The sequence below is a fragment of the Pigmentiphaga soli genome (genome assembly GCF_039541095.1).
GTDB classification, from domain to species: Bacteria; Pseudomonadota; Gammaproteobacteria; order Burkholderiales; family Burkholderiaceae_B; genus Pigmentiphaga; species Pigmentiphaga soli.
The window spans coordinates 1-19342 of sequence record NZ_BAABFO010000003.1 but is presented as its reverse complement, the minus strand read 5'-3'; the positions used below and the strand labels follow the sequence as shown (position 1 = coordinate 19342).

8 protein-coding genes are annotated in these 19342 nt (G+C 69.7%); 5 read left to right on the top strand and 3 right to left on the bottom strand.

Annotated features, from left to right (window positions below; all coding sequences use genetic code 11):
• Positions 1 to 17: 17 nt before the first annotated feature.
• Positions 18 to 1019: a tripartite tricarboxylate transporter substrate binding protein gene (locus ABD927_RS03890; protein WP_345246529.1), complete on the bottom strand. Its 1002-nt coding sequence runs from the start codon at positions 1017 to 1019 to the stop codon at positions 18 to 20.
• A 286-nt stretch (positions 1020 to 1305) separates the two neighbouring features.
• On the opposite strand from ABD927_RS03890, the gene ABD927_RS03885 reads away from it, so the two are divergent.
• From ABD927_RS03885 to nikR, 3 genes are read left to right on the top strand one after another with little or no spacing between them, the layout of a single operon-like run.
• Positions 1306 to 2391 carry a HoxN/HupN/NixA family nickel/cobalt transporter gene (locus ABD927_RS03885; RefSeq protein WP_345246527.1) on the top strand — a complete coding sequence of 362 codons (1086 nt, stop codon included), beginning with the start codon at positions 1306 to 1308 and terminating at the stop codon, positions 2389 to 2391.
• Positions 2392 to 2406: 15 nt separating this feature from the next.
• The gene (locus ABD927_RS03880; protein WP_345246525.1) at positions 2407 to 4527 is read left to right on the top strand and encodes a TonB-dependent receptor; all 2121 of its coding nucleotides are present in this window, start codon (positions 2407 to 2409) and stop codon (positions 4525 to 4527) included.
• Between the two features lie 9 nt (positions 4528 to 4536).
• Entirely contained in the window at positions 4537 to 4932 is a 396-nt protein-coding gene (gene nikR / locus ABD927_RS03875; RefSeq protein WP_345246523.1) for a nickel-responsive transcriptional regulator NikR, read from the top strand.
• A 10-nt stretch (positions 4933 to 4942) separates the two neighbouring features.
• On the opposite strand, the gene tam is transcribed toward nikR, so the two are convergent.
• Positions 4943 to 5716 (bottom strand): trans-aconitate 2-methyltransferase, encoded by a 774-nt coding sequence (gene tam, locus ABD927_RS03870; RefSeq protein WP_345246521.1) that lies wholly within the window; start codon positions 5714 to 5716, stop codon positions 4943 to 4945.
• Between the two features lie 433 nt (positions 5717 to 6149).
• On the opposite strand from tam, the gene ABD927_RS03865 reads away from it, so the two are divergent.
• Both ABD927_RS03865 and ABD927_RS03860 read left to right on the top strand, forming a co-directional pair.
• Positions 6150 to 7658 carry a ShlB/FhaC/HecB family hemolysin secretion/activation protein gene (locus ABD927_RS03865; protein WP_345246519.1) on the top strand — a complete coding sequence of 503 codons (1509 nt, stop codon included), beginning with the start codon at positions 6150 to 6152 and terminating at the stop codon, positions 7656 to 7658.
• A 37-nt stretch (positions 7659 to 7695) separates the two neighbouring features.
• Complete coding sequence (locus ABD927_RS03860; RefSeq protein ID WP_345246517.1) at positions 7696 to 16065, top strand: two-partner secretion domain-containing protein; 8370 nt, start codon at positions 7696 to 7698, stop codon at positions 16063 to 16065.
• 36 nt (positions 16066 to 16101) lie between these two features.
• Here the strand turns inward: ABD927_RS03860 and recD are convergent, their stop codons facing one another.
• Positions 16102 to 18204 (bottom strand): exodeoxyribonuclease V subunit alpha, encoded by a 2103-nt coding sequence (gene recD, locus ABD927_RS03855; RefSeq protein ID WP_345246515.1) that lies wholly within the window; start codon positions 18202 to 18204, stop codon positions 16102 to 16104.
• Positions 18205 to 19342: the final 1138 nt, after the last annotated feature.

Genomic DNA, 19342 nt, shown 5'->3' with positions numbered 1-19342 from the left:
GCCGTCGTCTTCCGGCATCAGCTTCCGCTGAGGTCGACCTTGCCGGCGATGTCGCCGTAGGTTTTCAGTTCCCGCGCCAGCTTCTGGCCGAATTGCCCGGGCGTGAGCGGCTTGGCGGCCATGTTGCCCTGGGCCAGCAGGGACTGCTGGAAGCCGGGCTCGGCGATGATGGCGTTGACGTCGGCGTTGATCTTGCGCACCACGTCGGCGGGCGTACCGGCCGGGGCGAGGATGCCGTGCCAGGTGCTGATGAGGTAGTCGGGCACGCCGGCCTCGGCGAAGGTGGGCACGTCCTTGAGCTGGGCGATGCGTTCGGGCGAGGCGACCGCCAGCGCGCGCAGCTTGCCCTGGTTGACGTAGGCCATGACCGAGCCGGGGGAGGGGAAGGACATGTCGACCACGCCGCCCATCAGGTCGGTCATGCCTTGCGCGGCGCCTTTGTACGGCACGTGCAGGATGTCGGTGCCGGTGCGCATCTTGAACAGTTCGCCGGCCAGGTGGGGCACGCCGCCCACGCCCTGCGAGGCATAGCTGAATTTCTTTTTCCCTTCCTTGATCGCGGCCACCAGCTCGGCCACGCTGCGGTAGGGCGAGGCGGCGTTGACCACCAGCACGTTGGGCACCTCGACCGTCAACGCCACCGGCGCGAACGATTTCTGGACGTCGTAGCGCAGGTTCTTGTTGACGAATTTGTTGAGGTTGTGGCTGGTGGCGGTCACCAGCAGGGTGTAGCCATCGGGCCGGGCCTGGGCCACCTCGGTGGCGGCGATCACGCCGTTGGCGCCTGGCTTGTTGTCGACCACCACCGGCTGGTTCCAGCGCTTGGCCAGCTCGCTGGCCACCAGGCGGGCCGACTGGTCGATGGCGCCGCCGGCCGTGTAGCCGACCACCAGCGTGACGGCGTGGGCCGGGTAGTCGGCCGCCGCGGCGGGGCCGGCGACGGCCAGGGCCGCCCAGGCGGCGAACGCGCCGGACCGCTTCGCGCAGAGGCGAACGGGAATCGCGGGAATGGGGGCCATGGTCTCCGCCGGTATTTTGTCGTTGTGATACCGGCGATCCTAAGTAAGGATGCCGGCGGCGGCAAACGGGATTTTCGGGTTTTTCGCGCTACGAAAAGTGAGCCCCCTCGGCGTCAACCTGTTCTGGCCTTGACTTTACATAATACACATTATGCGATAATTAAGGCGCGGCGCTGCATTCACACGATTTTCAGAATCATAAGAAAAACGCAGCGCCACTCATGAAAATTGAACTATTCGGCTCCCCGGCCGGCGGCGAACAATGTCGCCGACACCGGGAGCATGCGTGGCACATTCATTCAAGGCACTGTTCAGCGACGACAACCCGCGGCTGCGGCCGAGGATCGCCGGCCTCTACGGCCTGCTGATCGCGTTCAACATCGGCTGCTGGGCCTGGGCCCTGGCGGCGTTCCGCGATCATCCCTTGCTGCTCGGCACCTGCCTGCTGGCCTATACGCTGGGCCTGCGCCACGCGGTCGACGCCGATCACATCGCCGCCATCGACAACGTTACGCGCAAGCTGATGCAGGCCGGCAAGCGGCCGCTGACGGTGGGCCTGATGTTCTCGCTCGGGCATTCGTCGATCGTGGTGCTGGCCTCGGCCGGCATTGCGGCCACTGCGATGGCGCTGCAAGGCGCGCTGGCGGAGTTCAAGGAGATCGGCGGGCTGATCGGCACGCTGGTGTCGACCTTCTTCCTGTTCGCGATCGGCCTGATGAACCTGGCGATCCTGCGTTCGGTGCTGAAGATTTTCCGCCGCGTCTGCCAGGGCGAGCCGTACGAGGAAGAAAACGTCGACGCGCTGCTGGCCGGCGGCGGCTTACTGGCGCGGGTCTTCCGGCCGCTGTTCCGGCTGGTCACCAAGAGCTGGCACATGTACCCGCTGGGCTTCCTGTTCGGCCTGGGCTTCGACACGGCCACCGAGGTGACGCTGCTCGGCATCTCGGCCGCCGGCGCCACGCAAGGCATGCCGATCTGGACCATTCTGGTGTTCCCGGCGCTGTTCACGGCGGGCATGACGCTGGTCGACACGCTGGACAGCACGCTGATGCTGGGCGCCTACGGCTGGGCCTTCGTCAAGCCGGTCCGCAAGCTTTACTACAACGTCACGATCACCGCGATTTCCGCCATCGTGGCGTTGCTGATCGGCGGCATCGAAGGGCTCGGCCTGCTGGCCGACAAGCTGGAGCTGAGCGGCGGCTGGTGGGACGCGATCGGCAAGCTGAACGAACATTTCGGCCTGATCGGTTTCGCAGTGATCGGCATCTTTGTCGCCAGCTGGCTGATATCGGCGGCGATCTACCGCTGGAAGCGCTTCGACGACATCGTGCACCCACCGGTTCGGCCTCCTGAGCCGGCCTGCCAACCCTGAGCACGGATCCTGCCCATGAAACATGCTGTCTGCCGGGCCGCGAGGCCCGGGCGGCCGAGCTTCCTGCCGGCCGTGATCGGCGCATTGCTCAGCGCCGGCGCCCAGGCCGGCGGCGTGCAGGCCCCCGCCCCCGCCGATACGCCTACGCTGGCCGCGGTGACGGTGGCTGCGCGGCCGGTCCCGGCCGCTTCGCCGGTCGACACGGAACGCAGCGACTCGGCCACCGAAGGCTATGTGCCGCGCGCGCAGCTGGAAAACCGGCCGCTGCTGCGGCCCGGCGAACTGCTGGAGACCGTGCCGGGCCTGATCGTTACCCAGCACAGCGGCGACGGCAAGGCCAACCAGTATTTCCTGCGCGGCTTCAACCTGGACCACGGCACCGACCTGGCCACCACCTTCAACGGCATGCCGGCCAATATGCGCAGCAATGCGCATGGCCAGGGCTATACGGACCTCAATTTCGTGATCCCGGAACTGGTCGACTACGTGGCCTACCGCAAGGGCCCGTACTTCGCCGACCAGGGTGATTTCGCCACCGCCGGCGCGGTCGGCATCGAATATGCCGACAGGCTGCCCGCCAATCTGGCGCAGATGGAGCTGGGAGAGCACGGCTACCGGCGCGGCGTGCTGGCCGGCTCGCCGCAACTGGGCGCGGGCACCCTGCTCTACGGCCTGGAATGGATGAACGAAGACGGCCCCTGGGACCTGCCCGAGGGCGTGCGCAAGCTCAACGGCGTGCTGCGCTACACGATGCCGCTGGGCGGCGGCGAGAAGCTGGGCATCTCCGCGATGGCATACCGCAATTCGTGGCATGCCACCGACCAGGTGCCGGGCCGGGCGGTCGACTCGGGCCTGATCGGCCGCTTCGGCATGATCGACCCGACCGACGGCGGCCGCGCCTCGCGCCTGAGCCTGTCGGCAGACTGGCTCAGGCCGCTGGCCGATGGCCAGATCAAGGCCAACGCCTATGTGGTCAAGAGCCGCATGCAGCTGTTCTCGAATTTCACGTACTACATGGACGACCCGGCGCGCGGCGACCAGTTCGAGCAGTCGGAAGACCGCGTCATCACCGGCGCCAATGTGGAGCGGACCTGGTTCTCTACCCTGCTCGGCCGCGACAGCCAGAGCTCGGTGGGCATGCAGGTGCGCCACGACCGGCTCGCCCCGGTCACCCTGTCGGCCACCGAGAACCGCAACGTGGTGCAGGACATCAGCGTCGATACGCTGAGCGAAACCAGCGCCGCCTTCTACGCCAGCAACAGCACGCAGTGGCTGCCATGGCTGCGCACGGTGGCCGGCCTGCGCGCCGACCAGTTCTGGTACGACGTCGACGCCAAGGTCACGCCGGCCAATTCGGGCAGCGGCAGCCAGCGCGCGATCAGCCCCAAGCTGAGCGTGATCCTGTCGCCCGCCAAGGGCACCGAGGTGTTCCTGAACTACGGCCGCGGCTACCACAGCAACGACGTGCGCGGCGCGACGGCGGCGGTGGACCCGGAGACCGGCGAGCCGCTCGACAAGGTGCGCCTGCTGGTGCCGGGCAAGGGCGGGGAAGTCGGCGTGAAGACGGCCGCCTTCGTGCCCGGCCTGCAATTGTCGGCCGCGCTGTGGCAGCTCGACCTGGATTCGGAACTGGTCTACAGCGGCGACAGCGGCGCCACCGAGCCCAGCCGGCCGAGCCGGCGCCGCGGCATCGAGCTGGCGGCCTACTATGCGCCCACGCCGGGCGTGGTGCTGGACGTGGACGGCGGGTTCTCGCGCGCGCGCTTCCGCGACCGGGATCCTGCGGGCGACCACATCCCCGAGGCGGTCCGGACCACCGCCTCGGCCGGCCTGTCGGTGAACCGTGGCGCCTGGACTTTCGGCGCCCGCCTGCGCTATTTCGGGCCGCGGCCGCTGATCGAGGACAACAGCCAGCGCTCGACTTCGTCGCTGCTGGTCAACATGAAACTGGGCTACCGCGTGGCGAAAAACGTGCGGCTGTATGCGGAGCTGCTCAACGTGCTGGATCGCAAGGTCAACGACATCGATTACTACTACGCCTCGCAACTGCGCGGCGAGGCCGTGCCGGTCGACGACCGCCATATCCACCCGGCCGAACCGCGCACGCTGCGGATGGGCGTGGCGTGGAACTTCTGAGGGAACGCCGTGCAGCGCCTGACCATTTCCATCGACGACGATCTCGCCGCCGACTTCGAGGCCCTGATCGCCTCGCGCCACTACAGCAACCGCTCCGAAGCCATCCGCGACCTGGTGCGCAGCGAACTGCGCCGCGAGCGCGTGGCCCTGCGCCCCGACGCCCCCTGCGTGGCCGCGCTGACCTTCCTGTACGACCACCACGACCGCACCACCACCATGCGCCTGCTCGAACTGCAGCACGACCACCACGTGCTGACGATGGCGTCGACCCACGTGCACCTGGAACACGACAAGTGCCTGGAGACCGTCATCCTGCGCGGCCCGGCCGATGCTGTCAGCAGCCTGGGCAACGCCATCCTGGCCGAAAAAGGCGTCAAAGACGGCCAGCTGCACCTGATGGCCTGACGCCGGGCTCTCAACCTCTCGTAGCGACGATGAACATGCGGGGGAACGGCAGCAGCACGCAGCCGTCGGGGTGCGGCGGGAAGAGTTTTTCGATGCCGGCCGTATAGCGTTCCAGGTAGGCCTGCCGTTCGTCGGCGTCCAGCGGATCCAGGAAGGGCCGCAGGCCGGTGCCCTTGAACCAGTCGACCACCGCCGCCGCCCCGCCGGCCAGCGGGTGGTGGTAGATGGTGAGCCAGACCTCGACCCGCGCGCAATGCGGGCGCAGCAGGTCGTAGTACCAGCCGACTTCCTTCAATCCGGTGCGCGCCGCGGCGGCCTTGGAGAGCCTGGGCGCCCATGGGCCGTCGGCGGCCAGGTCGCGCATCAGGCGATGGGCGGGCCCATCGAGGTTGTCGGGTACCTGCACCGCCAGGGTGCCGCCCGGCGCCAGCCTGCCGGCCAGCGAAGGCAGCAGGCGCTCATGGTCGGGGACCCATTGCAGCGAGGCATTGGCGAACAACAGATCGAAGGGGCCGGCGGCATCCCACGTCGAGATGTCGGCCAGCTGGAATTCCACGTCCGGCAGGCGCTTGCGCGCCGCCACCAGCATTTCCTCGGAATTGTCCACGCCGATCAGGCGGGCCTGCGGATAGCGCCGGGCCACTACTTCGGTCGAATTGCCGGGGCCGCAGCCCAGGTCGGCCGCCAGGCGCACCTCCCGGTTCGGCACCGCGGCGAGCAGGTCGCGCACGGGGCGGGTTCGTTCGTCTTCGAAATGCAGGTATTGCGTTGCCGACCAGGCCATGTCTCGTTCTCCCGCCGGTGTTCCGGCTGGGCGACATGATAGACGGTTTCCCCCTACGGCCAGCTGTCTGGGACGGCTACAGGACAGGCCTTCGCCTGCCAGATCTGTACTAAGAATTCTTATAAAAGCCTTCCGTTTTTTCTTATCTTTCTTTCTATATAAATGCGTCTATTTGTTTTTATTAGTATCTGTTAGTATCCGCACCAATATTGGGGAGGCAAGTATACACATGGCAATCGGGATGAGCGAACGAATCTCGGGCAAGCAAACCCCTTCCCTTCGCACAAGCCTCTTTCGGACCAGGCCGTGGCAGGCCGGCAACGATCAATCCATTTCTACAAGTAGGTGGGCATTCATGTTTTCGGGTTCGCTTTCGTCCACGTTCGCGGTAGGTACGCTCGGCCTGGCCATTGCCATGGCCCATGGAACGGCCATGGCCGATGAACCGGCCGCCGTCGCGGCCGCCGATCCCAGCGTGCGGGTCGACCGCGTCGACTTCAGCGGCAACCGCGCGTTCACCAGCGCCCAGCTCAGCTCGCTGATCGCCAGCGACATCGGCAAGCCGATGTCGCTGCAGGCCATGCGCGAACTGGCTTCGAAGATCCAGGACTACTACCACAAGGCCGGCTACAGTCTGGCCACGGTGGTCGTGCCGGCGCAGGACTTCGCCCACATGGAGGCGCTGAAGCTGACCGTGCTCGAAGGCTGGCTGGGCCGCATCGACGTCCGTGGCAATGCGCGCTACGGCACCGAACGCGTGGTGGCGGCGCTCAACGCCGCCGGCGTGGTCCAGGGCAAGACCTTCACGCTCGCGCAGGTGGAGAAAGGGCTGACCCAGCTCAACCGGCAGTCCGGCATCGCCGTCACCTCCACGCTGCAGCCGGGCAAGGAGACAGGCTCCACCGACCTGGTGGTCAACGTGGTCGAAAGCCCGCGCATTTCGGGCAGCGTGGAGTTCAACAACTACGGCAGCAAGAACACCGGCAAGAACCGCCTGATGCCCTCGGTCAAGTTCGCCGACCTGACCGGCCGCGGCGACGAGCTCAACGCGCTGGCCATGACCGCGGTGGGCGCCGGCGACCTGAACTACCAGTACGTCAGCTACGCGACGCCCCTCAACGCCATCGGCACCAAGCTGCAGGCCTACTTCGCCAACGGCAACGTCGGCGTGGGCCGCGAGTACGAAGCGCTGAACATCAAGGGCGACAACAAGAGCCTGGGCGTGGGCATCGCCCAGGACTTCATCCGCTCCTCGCGCACCGTCTTCAACGCCGAGGCCTGGCTGGAGGCGCAGAATCTGAAGCAGGAAATGCTGGACACCACCACGGCCAAGGACAAGATCCGCAAGCTGCGCTTCGGCGTGGGCCTGGACAATACCGGCCTGGCCAGCCGCAACCTGGCCGCGTTCGGCGTGCAGGTCGGGCTGGGCCAGGGGCTGGGCGGCATGGACGACGAAAGCCTGATGTCCAGCCGCAGCTACGCGCGTGCCGACAATTCGTTCACCAAGCTGACCCTCGATCTGGGCCGCGTGCAGCGCATCACCTCGCGCATCTCGCTGATCCCGCGCTTCTCGGGCCAGTACTCCACCAAGTCGCTGGTTTCCAGCGAGCAGTGGACCATCGGCGGCATCAACTCGGTGGCCGGTTTCCAGCCGGCCCTGTTCTCCGGCGACAGCGGCTTCACCGCCAGCGTGGAAGCCCGCTATTCGCTGCTGTCGGACGACAACCGCTACCAGCTTTTCACGCGCATCGACCACGGCCGGGTCTATACCCGCACGCCGTTCCTGGGCCAGGAGCGCAACAACCACCTGACCGGCGTCACCTTCGGCGTGCTGGCCGAACCCATCAAGGCGGTCGACGTGCGCATGGACCTGGCCGTTCCGGTCGGCGACAAGGAAGGCACCAGCCCCGTCTTCTTCGTGCAGGCCCAGTACCACTTCTGACGCAACGCACACCCCACATTCGCAACAGGTAATTGCCATGTCCAGCAAGAACAATACGCGTCATGCCGCTCGCAAAGCGTTCGTCCTCTCTTCTCTTTCCGTCGCGTTGTTGAGCGCCGGCTACGGCAGCGTAGCCCTGGCCGCTCCGACCGGCGGCACCGTGGTCCGGGGCAGCGCCACCTTCGACACCTCCACGGCGCTGCAGACCATCATCAACCAGACGAGCGACAAGGCCGTCATCAACTGGAACGACTTCAGCATCTCGGCCAACGAACTGGTCAAGTTCGCGCAGCTGAGCTCCACGTCGGTGGTGCTGAACCGGGTGACGACCGCCGCGCAGTCGAACATCCTGGGCACCCTGCAGGCCAACGGCCGCGTGTTCCTGGTCAACCCGAACGGCATCGTGTTCGGCGCCGGCGCCCACATCGACGTGGCCGGCCTGCTGGCGACCACGCTGGACGTCGACAACGACGCCTTCATGGCCGGCGGCAACCTAACCTTCGCGGCGGCCGACAACCTGGCCAAGATCGTCAACAACGGCGAAATCAGGGTGGGCGACAACGGCTTCGTCTACCTGGTGGCGCCGTCGGTGGAGAACAACGGCAGCATCGGCCTCCAGGACGATCTCGTCATGGCCAACGTGGCGCAGATCACGCTGGCGGCGGGCAACCAGTTCGCGGTCAATCTGCAGGGCGGCAACCTGATCGATTTCAGCGTGTCGGCCGATGCGCTGACCGCGGCGGGCACCGATGCCAACCTGGTGGGCGTGAAGAACACCGGCACCCTCACCGCGCAGAACGTGCTGCTGTCGGCCAACCAGGCCAACGCGCTGATGTCGTCTGTGGTCAACAACACCGGCGTCATCGAGGCCACCACGCTGGACATTTCCGGCGCCAACATCGTCCAGAACGGCCGGGTCACGGCCACCGGCACCGCCACCCTGACGGCCACGCAATCGATCACGACCCCGGCGTCCGCCACTTCGACGCCGAACCTGACCAAGGCGCATACCCTGAACCTGGCCGTGACGGCCGACGGCGCCTCGATCGGGGCGGAGGACGCCCCGCTGCGGGTCGACGCCGACATCCTGAACGCCTCGGCGGTCAATGGCCACGTGCTCGTCACCGACGTGGCGGACGGCGTCGCCCTGGGCACCATCACGACCGGCACCAACGACGATACCAACCAGCGCCGCGCCATCATTGCCAGCGAAGGCGGCAGCATCACGTCCGCCGATCCGGGCGCGACCAACATCACCGCGTGGTCGACCACCCTCACCTCGGCCGGCTCCATCGGCACGGACGGCCAGGCGCTGAACACCGACGTGAACATTCTGACGGCCACCGCCGGCAATGGCGGCGTGAACGTCCGCAATGCCGGCGGCCTGATGCTGGGCGCGATCCAGACGTCCGAAGTGCTCAACGTGGGCGGGCAGAACGTCGCCCTGACGGTGCTCAGCGATGCCAACGGCAACATCCGGTTCGCCAACGGCGCCGCCGGCAGCGCCAACGTCTCGATCGAAGCCGGCGGCGACCTGATCGTCGGCGGCGCGATCACCGCGGGCAACGCCCTCAATCTCACTTCGGACGGCGGCAACATCTATGCCGCGCCATCGTCTGGCGGCACGGGCGGCGGGCCGCTGATGGGCCGGACGATCAACCTGACGGCAGGCGGAGCCATCGGCGCCGACGGCGCGGCCCTCAAGCTGCAGACCGAAACCCTCAATGCCGCGGCCGGCAACGGCGGCATCTACGTCGGCGAGAACAACGGCCTGACGGTGGGCACGCTGGTGGCCGGCGGAGCGAACAACAACGTGTCGGTCTCGGTCGGCCAGGGCGCCTTGAAACTGGGCAGCATCGATGCCGCGGGCGGCCAGGTGTCGCTGACCGTCACCAGCGGCGCCACCACCGACAACAACGGCAGCGCGCTCAACGTGCGCGGCGCCGGCCTGGCGATCAACGCCGGCGGCGCGGTCGGCACGGCGGCCGACAAGATCGAGACCGACGTCGACACGATCGACGCCACGGTGACCGCCGCCGCGGCCGGGCTGTACCTGAGCAACGACAAGAAGCTGGATGCCCTGTCGGCCGTCACCGGCAACGGCGACGTCAGCATCGACTTCAACGTGGGCGCCCTCGCCTTCAACCACGGCAACCACCAGTTGACGCTGACCGGCGCCAATCCGATGGACCTGGTCTTCTCCAACCAGGGCGATATTGTCGTCGCCAGCGACCTGAACGTCGGCGGCGCGCACGACATCTCGCTGACGAGCACCGTCGGCGCCATCACCGCCAGCGGCGGCTCCACCCTCACCGCCCAGACCATCGCGCTGGCCGCGGACGATGACATCGGCGCCGCCGGCGCCGCATTGAACACGAAGACTACGCAGCTCGATGCCACCAGCACGACGGGCGCGATCAACGTCAACGATGCGTCCACCGGCGCGCTGACCGTGACGGCGACCGCCGAAGGATCGAACGGCGCCGTGAGCGTGGCCCACGCGGGCGACATGACCGTGAACGAGGTCAGCACCACCGGCAAGGCGACGCTGCACGCGACCGGCGCGCTGGTCTCCGGCGCCACTGACGGCGCGGCCGTGGTCGCCGGTTCGCTGGACCTGTCGGGCGCCTCGGTGGGTAGCGCCGCCACGCCGTTCGCCACCCAGGTCTCGGCCCGGCTCGACAGCTCGAACAATCCCGTGGCCGGGACGGGGCTGGTCTCGATCACCAGCGGCGGCGACGTCGACTACGCCAACATCGGCACGCTCACGCAGGTCGACGTCACGGCGCAGGGCGACATCGGCTTCAGCAACCAGGGCACCGCGGCCGTCGGCAAGCTGCAGGCCGGCGCGACCAAGGCCATCGATTTCTCCAACAGCGGCGCGGTAACCGACGCCAACGGCAACGACCTGAACTTCGTCGCCAAAGACCTGACCGTCACGGCCGGCGTCTTCGGCACGCAGGCCGATTCCCTCGAAACCCAGGTCCGCACGCTGACGGTCGACACCAGCAGCGGCGGCATCTTCGTGTCCAACAGCGGCGGGCAGGCGCTGTCGCTGGTCAAGGCCGACACCGGCGGCGCCGGCGCGGTCGGCATCGCCAGCGACGGCGACATCGCGCTGGGCGTGGTCGACGCCGGCGGCGCCGACGCCTCGATCGCCAGCGGCGGCGCCATCGAAAAGCTGGCCGGCGGCTCCGGCGACGCGAACGTCACGGCCCGCAGCCTGACGCTCAGCGCCGACCAGGGGATCGGCAGCAACGGCACGCTCGCGCTGAACGTCAGCCAGCTGTCGGCTTCCGGCGGCAGCGGCGGCGTGCAGGCGGCCAACACCGGCGCCATCGCGGTGGACGCCAGCACGCTGGAAAACCGGGGCAGCGGCGGCGTGTCGATCACCGCCACCGACATCACGATCCTGGACAACCATGGCGGCACCATCGCCATGGACCCGAACGGGAACCTGGTACTGGTCGCCACCAGCGGCAGCATCGTCTTCCTGAACCAGGCCGACACGATCTACGTACGGGGCAGCGGCAGCATCACGATGACCGCGCTGGGCCAGTCCGACCTGGACGGCTACAACGGCGCCATCATCGTCGGCAACCTGAAGACCGACGGCGGCTCGATCAGGCTGGAAGCGCAGTCGAACATCACCATCGGCATGCTCGACGCCACCAGCAACGGCGACGTGTCGATCATCGCGCACAACGGGGTGCTGCTGGACGGCAACGGCAGCCTGGAAAACATCATCGGCAACGACGTCGAGATCAGCGTCCACACGCCGACCCTGCGCGACGCCCAGCTGACGGAAGAGACCGCGATCGCCGAATATTCCGCCAAGCAGGCCGAACTCAACGCCAAGATCGCCCAGCTCGAAGAGGCGATCCAGCAGCTCGAAAGCTACCAGCGCCTGGTGGCCGACGCCGCCGCGCGGCAGGCGCAGGCCGCGCGGGACGAGAAGTCGACGGCCCGCGAAGTCGACAATCTGTCGGCCCTGGTCGATGCGGCCCAATCGGTGCTGGACGGCCTGAATACCGCGCTCAGCGCCGCGACCGTGGTGCGCAATGCCGCGGCCGTCGTCGCCGGCGCCGCGCAGGCCGTGCCGTTCTCCGGCGATGCCGGCGCCGACGCGGCGTTCGCGGTGGTCGACCTTGCCCTGTCCGCCGCCCAGACGGCGGTGGACGTATTCGAAACCTATACCTTCAACCCGCTCGACGGCCAGCTCGACGACCTGAACAACGAGCTGGACCAGGCCAAGGCCGCGCTGACCGCGGCGAACAACAATCTGCACGACCTTACCGCCCAGCGCGACGCCTGGCAGATTTCGAAGAACACCGACGACCAGTCGGTGTTCAAGGCGACCGTCGCCTTCAACGCCGCCGGCCAGCTGCGCCGGCAGGCGGTGGCCGCCTACGACCTGAACAAGGACATCGACAGCTCGGCCGACAAGCCGCTGGGCATTTCCGCCAACAGGCTCGACATCGCGGGCAGCGGCGCGGACGGCGCGCTCAACACCAGCCTGTACCTGGAGACGGCCGGCAACCTGGGCCTGGGCGACATCAAGGTCGCCTCCGGCGAGACGATCAAGGCCCAGGCCGACCAGAACATCAGCGTGGTGGGCACCGTCAACAGCGACACGTCCATCGACCTGAACGCCGGCGGGGCGATCCTCGGCGCCGGCGGCACGCTGGTCACGCCGGAACTGACGGCCGTCGCCGGCAACGGCATCGGCATGAACCAGGCGGTCAACACCAAGGTGTCGACCCTGGCGGCCGACGGCGGCGCGGGCGGCGTGAACATCAGCAACCGCACCGGCCAGCTGATCACCGTAAGCGAACTGGGCGCCGTCCGCGGCGTGAGCGGCGCGGGCGACATCACGCTGGATACCGACGCCGACCTCAAGCTGGACCAGTCGGTGGACGACACCGCCGGCACCCATACGGTAACGCTGGAGAGCGGCGGTGCCATCATCGATGGCAACGGCGCCGATCTCAATGCGCAGGGCGGCGAACTGGCCATCACCGCCGTCAACGCGGTGGACATGGATACCCGGTTCGCGGGCCTGACCGCCGCCCTCACCGGCACCGGCGACCTCGACATCCGCAACGCGGGCGACCTCGTCGCGCATCAGGTGACGGTGGCCGACGGCGATCTCGGCATCCACAACACGGGCGACCTCGTGGCGAACCTGGCGACCGTAGCCGACGGCAACCTCGACATCGACAGCGCCGGCAATCTGGTGGTCGGCACCCTGAGCGCCGATGCCAGCACCGGCGCCATCACGCTGACGGCCGGCGGCCGCATCGATGGCGACGGCGATGCCGCCACCGGCATCTCCGGCGACCACCTGACCCTGACCGCCGGCGGCAGCATCGGCATCACCGGCGGCCGGCTGACGACCCAGGTCAACGCCCTGGACGGCCTGGCCGGCGGCGCGATCCAGATCGCCGAAGCGGACGACCTGGCGGTCGGCACCTTGTCGACCACCCAGGGCGACGTGTTCCTGACCACGCTGGCGGGTTCGATGGCGCTGGGCAGCATCGGCACCGCCACCGGCGGCACCAGCGACAACACCATCACCCTGGTGGCCAGCGGCGGCATCGACAACGGCCTGGCCGACGACGCCAGCAACCTCACCGCCGCCAATCTGAGCCTGAGCGCCGGCAGCGGCATCGGCGCCGGCAAGGCGCTGAACATCGAGGCGGCCCGCCTGGAGGCGAGCGGCGGCACCGGCGGCATCGCGCTGGCCGACCTCAGCGGCGACCTGCTGGTCGACTCCGTGGCAACGTCCGGCGGCGCGCCGGCGCTCAACGGCCTGGAGGCCAGCGGCGGCAACATCAGCGTTACCGTCAAGCAGGGTTCGCTCAACGTCGGGAAGCACGTCGACAGCACCGGCAACGGCAATATCGCGCTGGACGCCAGCGGCGCCATCCTGCTGGGCGGCAGCGTGACCGGCAAGGCCGACGTCGCCGCCACCGCCGGCGGCGCCGTCACGCAGAACGCCGACATCGCCACCGACACCGGCAACGTGACGATCGATTCGACCGCCGGCGACGTCACGATGGCCGACGGCACCTCGACCACGGTCACCGGCGCCGGCGACATCTCGTACACCGCCCACGGCGGCGACATGACGCTGGAGACGATCACCGGCACCAATGCCACGTTCAACGCCAGCGGCGCCCTCACGCTGAACGGCGTCGTGACCGCGCTGGATTCGGTCAGCGCCACGGCCGGCGGCAACATCAACCAGAACGCCGACATCCTGACCGCCAACGGTCCGGTCACGGCCACCGCGACCGCCGGCAACATCACGATGGCCGACGGCACGTCGACCATCGTCAGCGGCGACGGCGACGTGTCGTACGGCGCGAAGGGCAACATCCGGGTCAACACCATCGATACGCAGGACGGCAACGTCCGGCTGGCGGCCGAAACCGGCAGCATCGAGGGCAACGCCTCGGCCGCCTACCACGTGGCCGGCAAGGACCTGAACGCCGCCGCGGCGACCGGCATCGGTTCGCTGGCCCAGCCGCTGAAGACCCGCATCGATACCCTCACCGCCCAGGTCACGCAGGGCGGCACGCTCAACGTGGACGAGGCCGACGCGCTGCAACTGACCCAGGCAGGCAACGCCGACGGCCTGCTGCAGGTCAACGCGGGCGGCGACATCACCGCGTTCGACGTGCGATCGACCACTGGCACCGTCGCGCTGACCTCCGCCGGCAGCGTGAACACCGGCACCGGCGGCCTGATCCAGGCTGCCGACCTGCAGGTCCAGGCCCAGGACGGCGTGGCGATCCATACCCGTGCCGACCGCGCTTCCGTCGCGGTACTCGGCCAGGGCGACGTGGCCATCGACGAGACCGGCAGCATCGCGCTCGACCAGATCCGCACCGCCGACGGCGACATCACCGTCGGCGCCGCCGGCGGCATCGCCGTCAACAGCGTGTCGGCCGGCGCGGGCAGCGGCAACGTCAGCCTGACCTCCGGCGACGCCATCACCAGCGCCGCCGCCGGCACCGATCCGCAGATCGTCGCCGACGCGCTCGGCCTGGCGGCCGCCACCGGCATCGGCAACGGGCCCCTCGGCGCGCTGCGGCTCGACGTCAACCGCCTGCGCGCCGGCAGCACGGCGGGCGACGTGAACCTGGACCAGGCCAAGGCGATCGCCGTCGACAGCCTGGCCGCAGGCCAGGGCAACGCCAACCTGCTGGTACGCCTGGGCGACGCCACCCTCGGCGCGGTCGCGGTCAGCGGCCAGGCCACCCTCACTGCCGCCGCCGGCGCCCTGCGCGACGACGGCGACGCCGCCACCCGGGTGGCCGCCGACAGCGCCACGCTGGCGGCAGCGGGCGACATCGCCGTGCAGACGCAGGTCGACCGGCTGTCGGCCACCGCCGGCGGCGCCGTGGACATCGACGAAGCCGACGGCCTGGCCGGCCTGAGCGTGCAAAGCCCGGCGGGCGACGTTTCGGTGCGCAGCGCCAGCGGCGACATCGTGGTCGATACGATCAACGCCGACGGCCATGCGGTGAGCCTGCAGGCGGCCGGCGGCGCGATCCGCGATGCCGGCGCCGGCGTCGCCAGCGTGACGGCCGAGCGCCTGGTCCTCGACGCCGCGCGCGGCGTCGGCTCCGCCGACAACGGCATGGACGTGATGATCCACAGCCTGAGCGCCCAGGGCGGAACGGGCGGCATCTACGTGAACAACCTGTACGGCGGCGAGCTGGCCCTGGCCGGCGCGGGCAACGGCGACGCCCTCGGCGCCGCCGGCGACATCGTGCTGACCACGGCCGGCGACCTGGGCATCGGCAGCGGCGTATCCGGCACGGGCGACGGCCGCATCGTGCTGCAGTCCGGCGGCGACATCGCGCAGGACGGCAACGTGACGGCCGCGGGCAAGGGCAGCGTGTCGCTGATCAGCGACGGCAGCATCGCCATGGGCCCGCAGGCCAAGACCACGGGCCAGGGCGACATCGTCTACCGGGCGGCCGACAGCGTTTCGATCGGCCAGATCGAAACCAGCACCGGCTCGAACGGCGGACGAGTCACCCTGACCGCGGCCACCATCGTCGACAACCTGCCGAACGGCGCCAACATCAAGGCGGGGGTCATCGACATGGATTCGCGCGCCTCCAGCCCCGAGCTGGTCAGGGATCTGGTCGGCGACCAGACCAACGCGGCTTCGGTCAACCTGGATTCCCGTCCCTACGGCGGCACCTATACGCAGAGCCAGCAATTCATCAACGAATTGTCGAACGCTACCTCGTCGCCCTATTACGGCAACTTCATGCCCAGCGCTCTGGTGTACAGCGTGTGGGCGCAGTCGGGGAGCGCCTTGGTCACGGATGTGCGTGGCGGTGGATCGCTCGGCGCTTCGTCCACGGACGAGCAGACGTCGCGGTAAGCGGGCCGATGCCTGCCGGGGCCGCCCGGCAGGCGTTCAGGCGCAGATGTCGAGCCCGCTGGCGCGCCGCACCCGGCGGCCGACCGCCGTCCCGAACACGCCGGGGGCGGCCTCCACCAGGGTGAACCAGGCGGCGGCGCGGGTGATGCCGGTATAGACCAGCTCGCGCGTCAGCACCGGGCTGGCGCTGTCCGGCAGCAGCAGCGCCGTGTGCGCGAATTCCGACCCCTGCGACTTGTGCACCGTCATCGCGTAGGCGGTTTCGACCGCGCCGAGCCGGCTCGGCAGCACGAAACGCACGCCGCCGCCGTCGCCGCGCAGGAAGGCCACGCGCAGCGCCGGCGCCGCGCCGGGCGCGGGCAGTTCCAGCGCGATGCCGATGTCGCCGTTGACCAGGCCGGTGGCCGGATCGTTGCGCGTGACCAGCACCGGGCGGCCTTCGTACCAGCCGTCTTCGCGCTCGATCAGGCCGCGCGCGCGCAGCAGCCGCGCGATGCGCTGGTTGCTGCGCACGACGCCATGATCGCCTTGCCGCACGGCGCACAGGACGCGGAAGCGGTCGAACGCGGCCAGGATGGCGCGCGCCCAGTCTTCCCAGGCGGCATCGCCGGGCGCCGCATCCACCGGCCGCGCGTCGCGCAGCGCATGCAGATAGGCGGCGTGCCCCGGCGCAACGGCTTGCGCGCCCGGCGGGCCGTCGAGCAGCAGGGTATCGAGGCGGCTGGCGAAGGCCGCGCCATCGTCGGCGGCGGACAATAGCGATATGCCGCTGCCGGCGCTGTCCGCCAGCCTTTGCAGTTCGGCGCACGCGGCCGCCGGGTCGCCGGCGTTGACGCTGCGCGCCAGCCGGCCGATGCCGCTGTCGGGGCCGAAGCGGCGCGAGTCGCGCAGCATCACGGTCTGCTGCGCCAGCAGGTGGCGCGCCGCGTCGCCCTCGCGCAGCCGCGGGTCGCGCAGCGCGAGGCCGGTGGCCGCTTCCAGCCACTGCCGGGTCGAGGCGCCGTAGCGCCCTTCTTCGGCGTCGCGGCACAGGTCGCCCAAGACCGCGCCGGCCTCGACCGAGGCCAGCTGGTCCTTGTCGCCGATCAGCACCAGCCGGGCGTCGGGCGGCAGCGCGTCCAGCAGGCTGGCCATCATTTCCAGGTCGACCATGGAGGCCTCGTCGACCACCAGCACGTCGAGCGGCAGCGGCCGGCCGGCATGGTGGCGGAACTGGCGGCTGCCGGCGCGGCGCCCCAGCAGCCGGTGCACCGTGACGACGTCGGCCGGGATCGCCGCCCGCACCCCGGGGGCGACGTCGAGCCGGCCGATCTGCTCGCCGATGGAGGCCGACAGCCGGGCCGCCGCCTTGCCGGTGGGCGCGGCCAGCCGCACCCGCAGCGGCCGGCCGGCCTCCACCGCCGGTTCCTGCAGGACGGCCAGCAGGCGCACCACGGTGGTCGTCTTGCCGGTGCCGGGGCCGCCGGTAATGATGCCGAAGGCGCCGCGCGCGGCGATCGCGCAGGCCAGTTTCTGCCAGTCGATCGGCATGCCGCCGGGCGGCGGCGGGCCGAACAGGCGGTCCAGCCGCGCGCGCAGGCCGGGCGGCGGCGCCGCCGGGGCCAGCAGGCGGGCGCGCAGCCCTTCCACCACCTGCCGTTCGTAGCGCCAGTAGCGGCGCAGGTAGAGCCGCGGTCCGCACAGCACCAGCGGACGATTGCCGGGGTCGCCGGCGTCGGCGAACAGGTCGCCCTGGGCCGCCTGCGTGCCGCCGCCGGCGGCTTCCACCAGCGGGCTGGCGCGTAGCGCGGCCAGCCAGGCGCCGGCGCGCTGGCCGGCCAGCACCTGCTGCGGCTGCCACGGCGCGGGCTCGCCGCCGCCGTCGGGGGGCGGCGGCAGCACCTCGCCCGGGCTGGCCAGGGCGTCTTCCAGGTCCAGGCACACGTGGCCGTGGCCGAGCCGGCCGCTGGCCAGCGCGGCCGCCAGCGCCACCCGGACGTCGGTTTCGGGACGCAGGTCGAGGAAGAATTCCGCCAGCGCGCGGTCCAGCGTGCGCAGCCAGCCGCGCTCGACCCACAGCCCGAGCAGGCTGCGCAGCTCGGCGGCGTCGCGCGGCAGGCTGGAGGAAGACACGCCCCGGGAACGGCTGGCCGTGGTCATCGGAACGGCCTCCCTGCGCCGTCCGGCATCCGGGCCGCGGCAATCGCGCGGCCTGCGCGGTCATTCATGTCCCCTCCTCCACCATTATTCCGCTGAACAACGCATCGAGGCTTTCGATGGCGGCGCGCGGCGGGCGGTCGAAGAAGACGCCGGCGGTGGCCGACGCCGTGCCGCGCAGGAACAGATAGACGGCGCCGCCCAGATGGCGGTCGTAGTCGTAGCCGGGCAGCCGGGCTTTCAACTGCCGGTGCAGCGCCAGCAGGTACAGCACGTATTGCAGGTCGTAGCGCTTGGCCAGGATTTCGGCGCGCATCGCCGCCTCGGTATAGGCGCCGTCGTCGGCGCCCAGCCAGTTGGACTTGTAGTCGGCCACGTAGTAGCGGCCTTCGTGTTCGAACGCGAGGTCGATGAAGCCCTTGAACATGCCGTTGAGCTGCTGCGCTTCCAGCGGCGGCCGGTCGGCGCCGTCCAGGGTATGGCGGCGCACCAGGCGGTCCAGGCGCGCGACGTCGACGTGGCGGCTTTCGAACCAGAATTCCATTTCCACCTGGTAGTCGCGCAGCGCGGCCAGCACCAGCGGCGCGGCGCCGCGCAGCGGCAGCGGGGCCTGCAGCAGCGCGGCGAGCCAGTCGCGCAGCGGATGGATCCAGGCGGACCAGCCGCGCCGGTTGCAGCGGCGCGCCACCACGTCGGCCAGCGCTTCCGGCTCGCCCACGGCCTGCGCGAAACCCTCGGCGCCGGCCCATTCCAGCAGGCCGTGCAGGAAGGTGCCCGGTTGCGGGCCGCGCGGGAAACGATGCAGGCCGGCGCGCCCCGGGGCCACGCCGACGGAGGGGCCGGGCGGCGCGGCATACGGATCGGCGGGCACCGCATATCGCTCAGGCGGCAGGACCGACGGACCGGCCGGCGCCACCGGCCAATCGGCCGGCGCCGCGTCGTCGTCGAGCAATTTCTGCGCGCCGGCGGTCTCGGGGCTGGCATCGCCGTGCGGCACGATCGGCGTCGCGCCGTCGGCGCCCGCGGCGGCGACCCGCAGCGCGCTGTACGACGCGATCCACCACACTTCGGCCGCGCGGCGGCGCGCCGCGCGCACGCGCTGCGCCAGCCCGTCCAAGTCGGAGGGCCAAGCGGTCTTAGG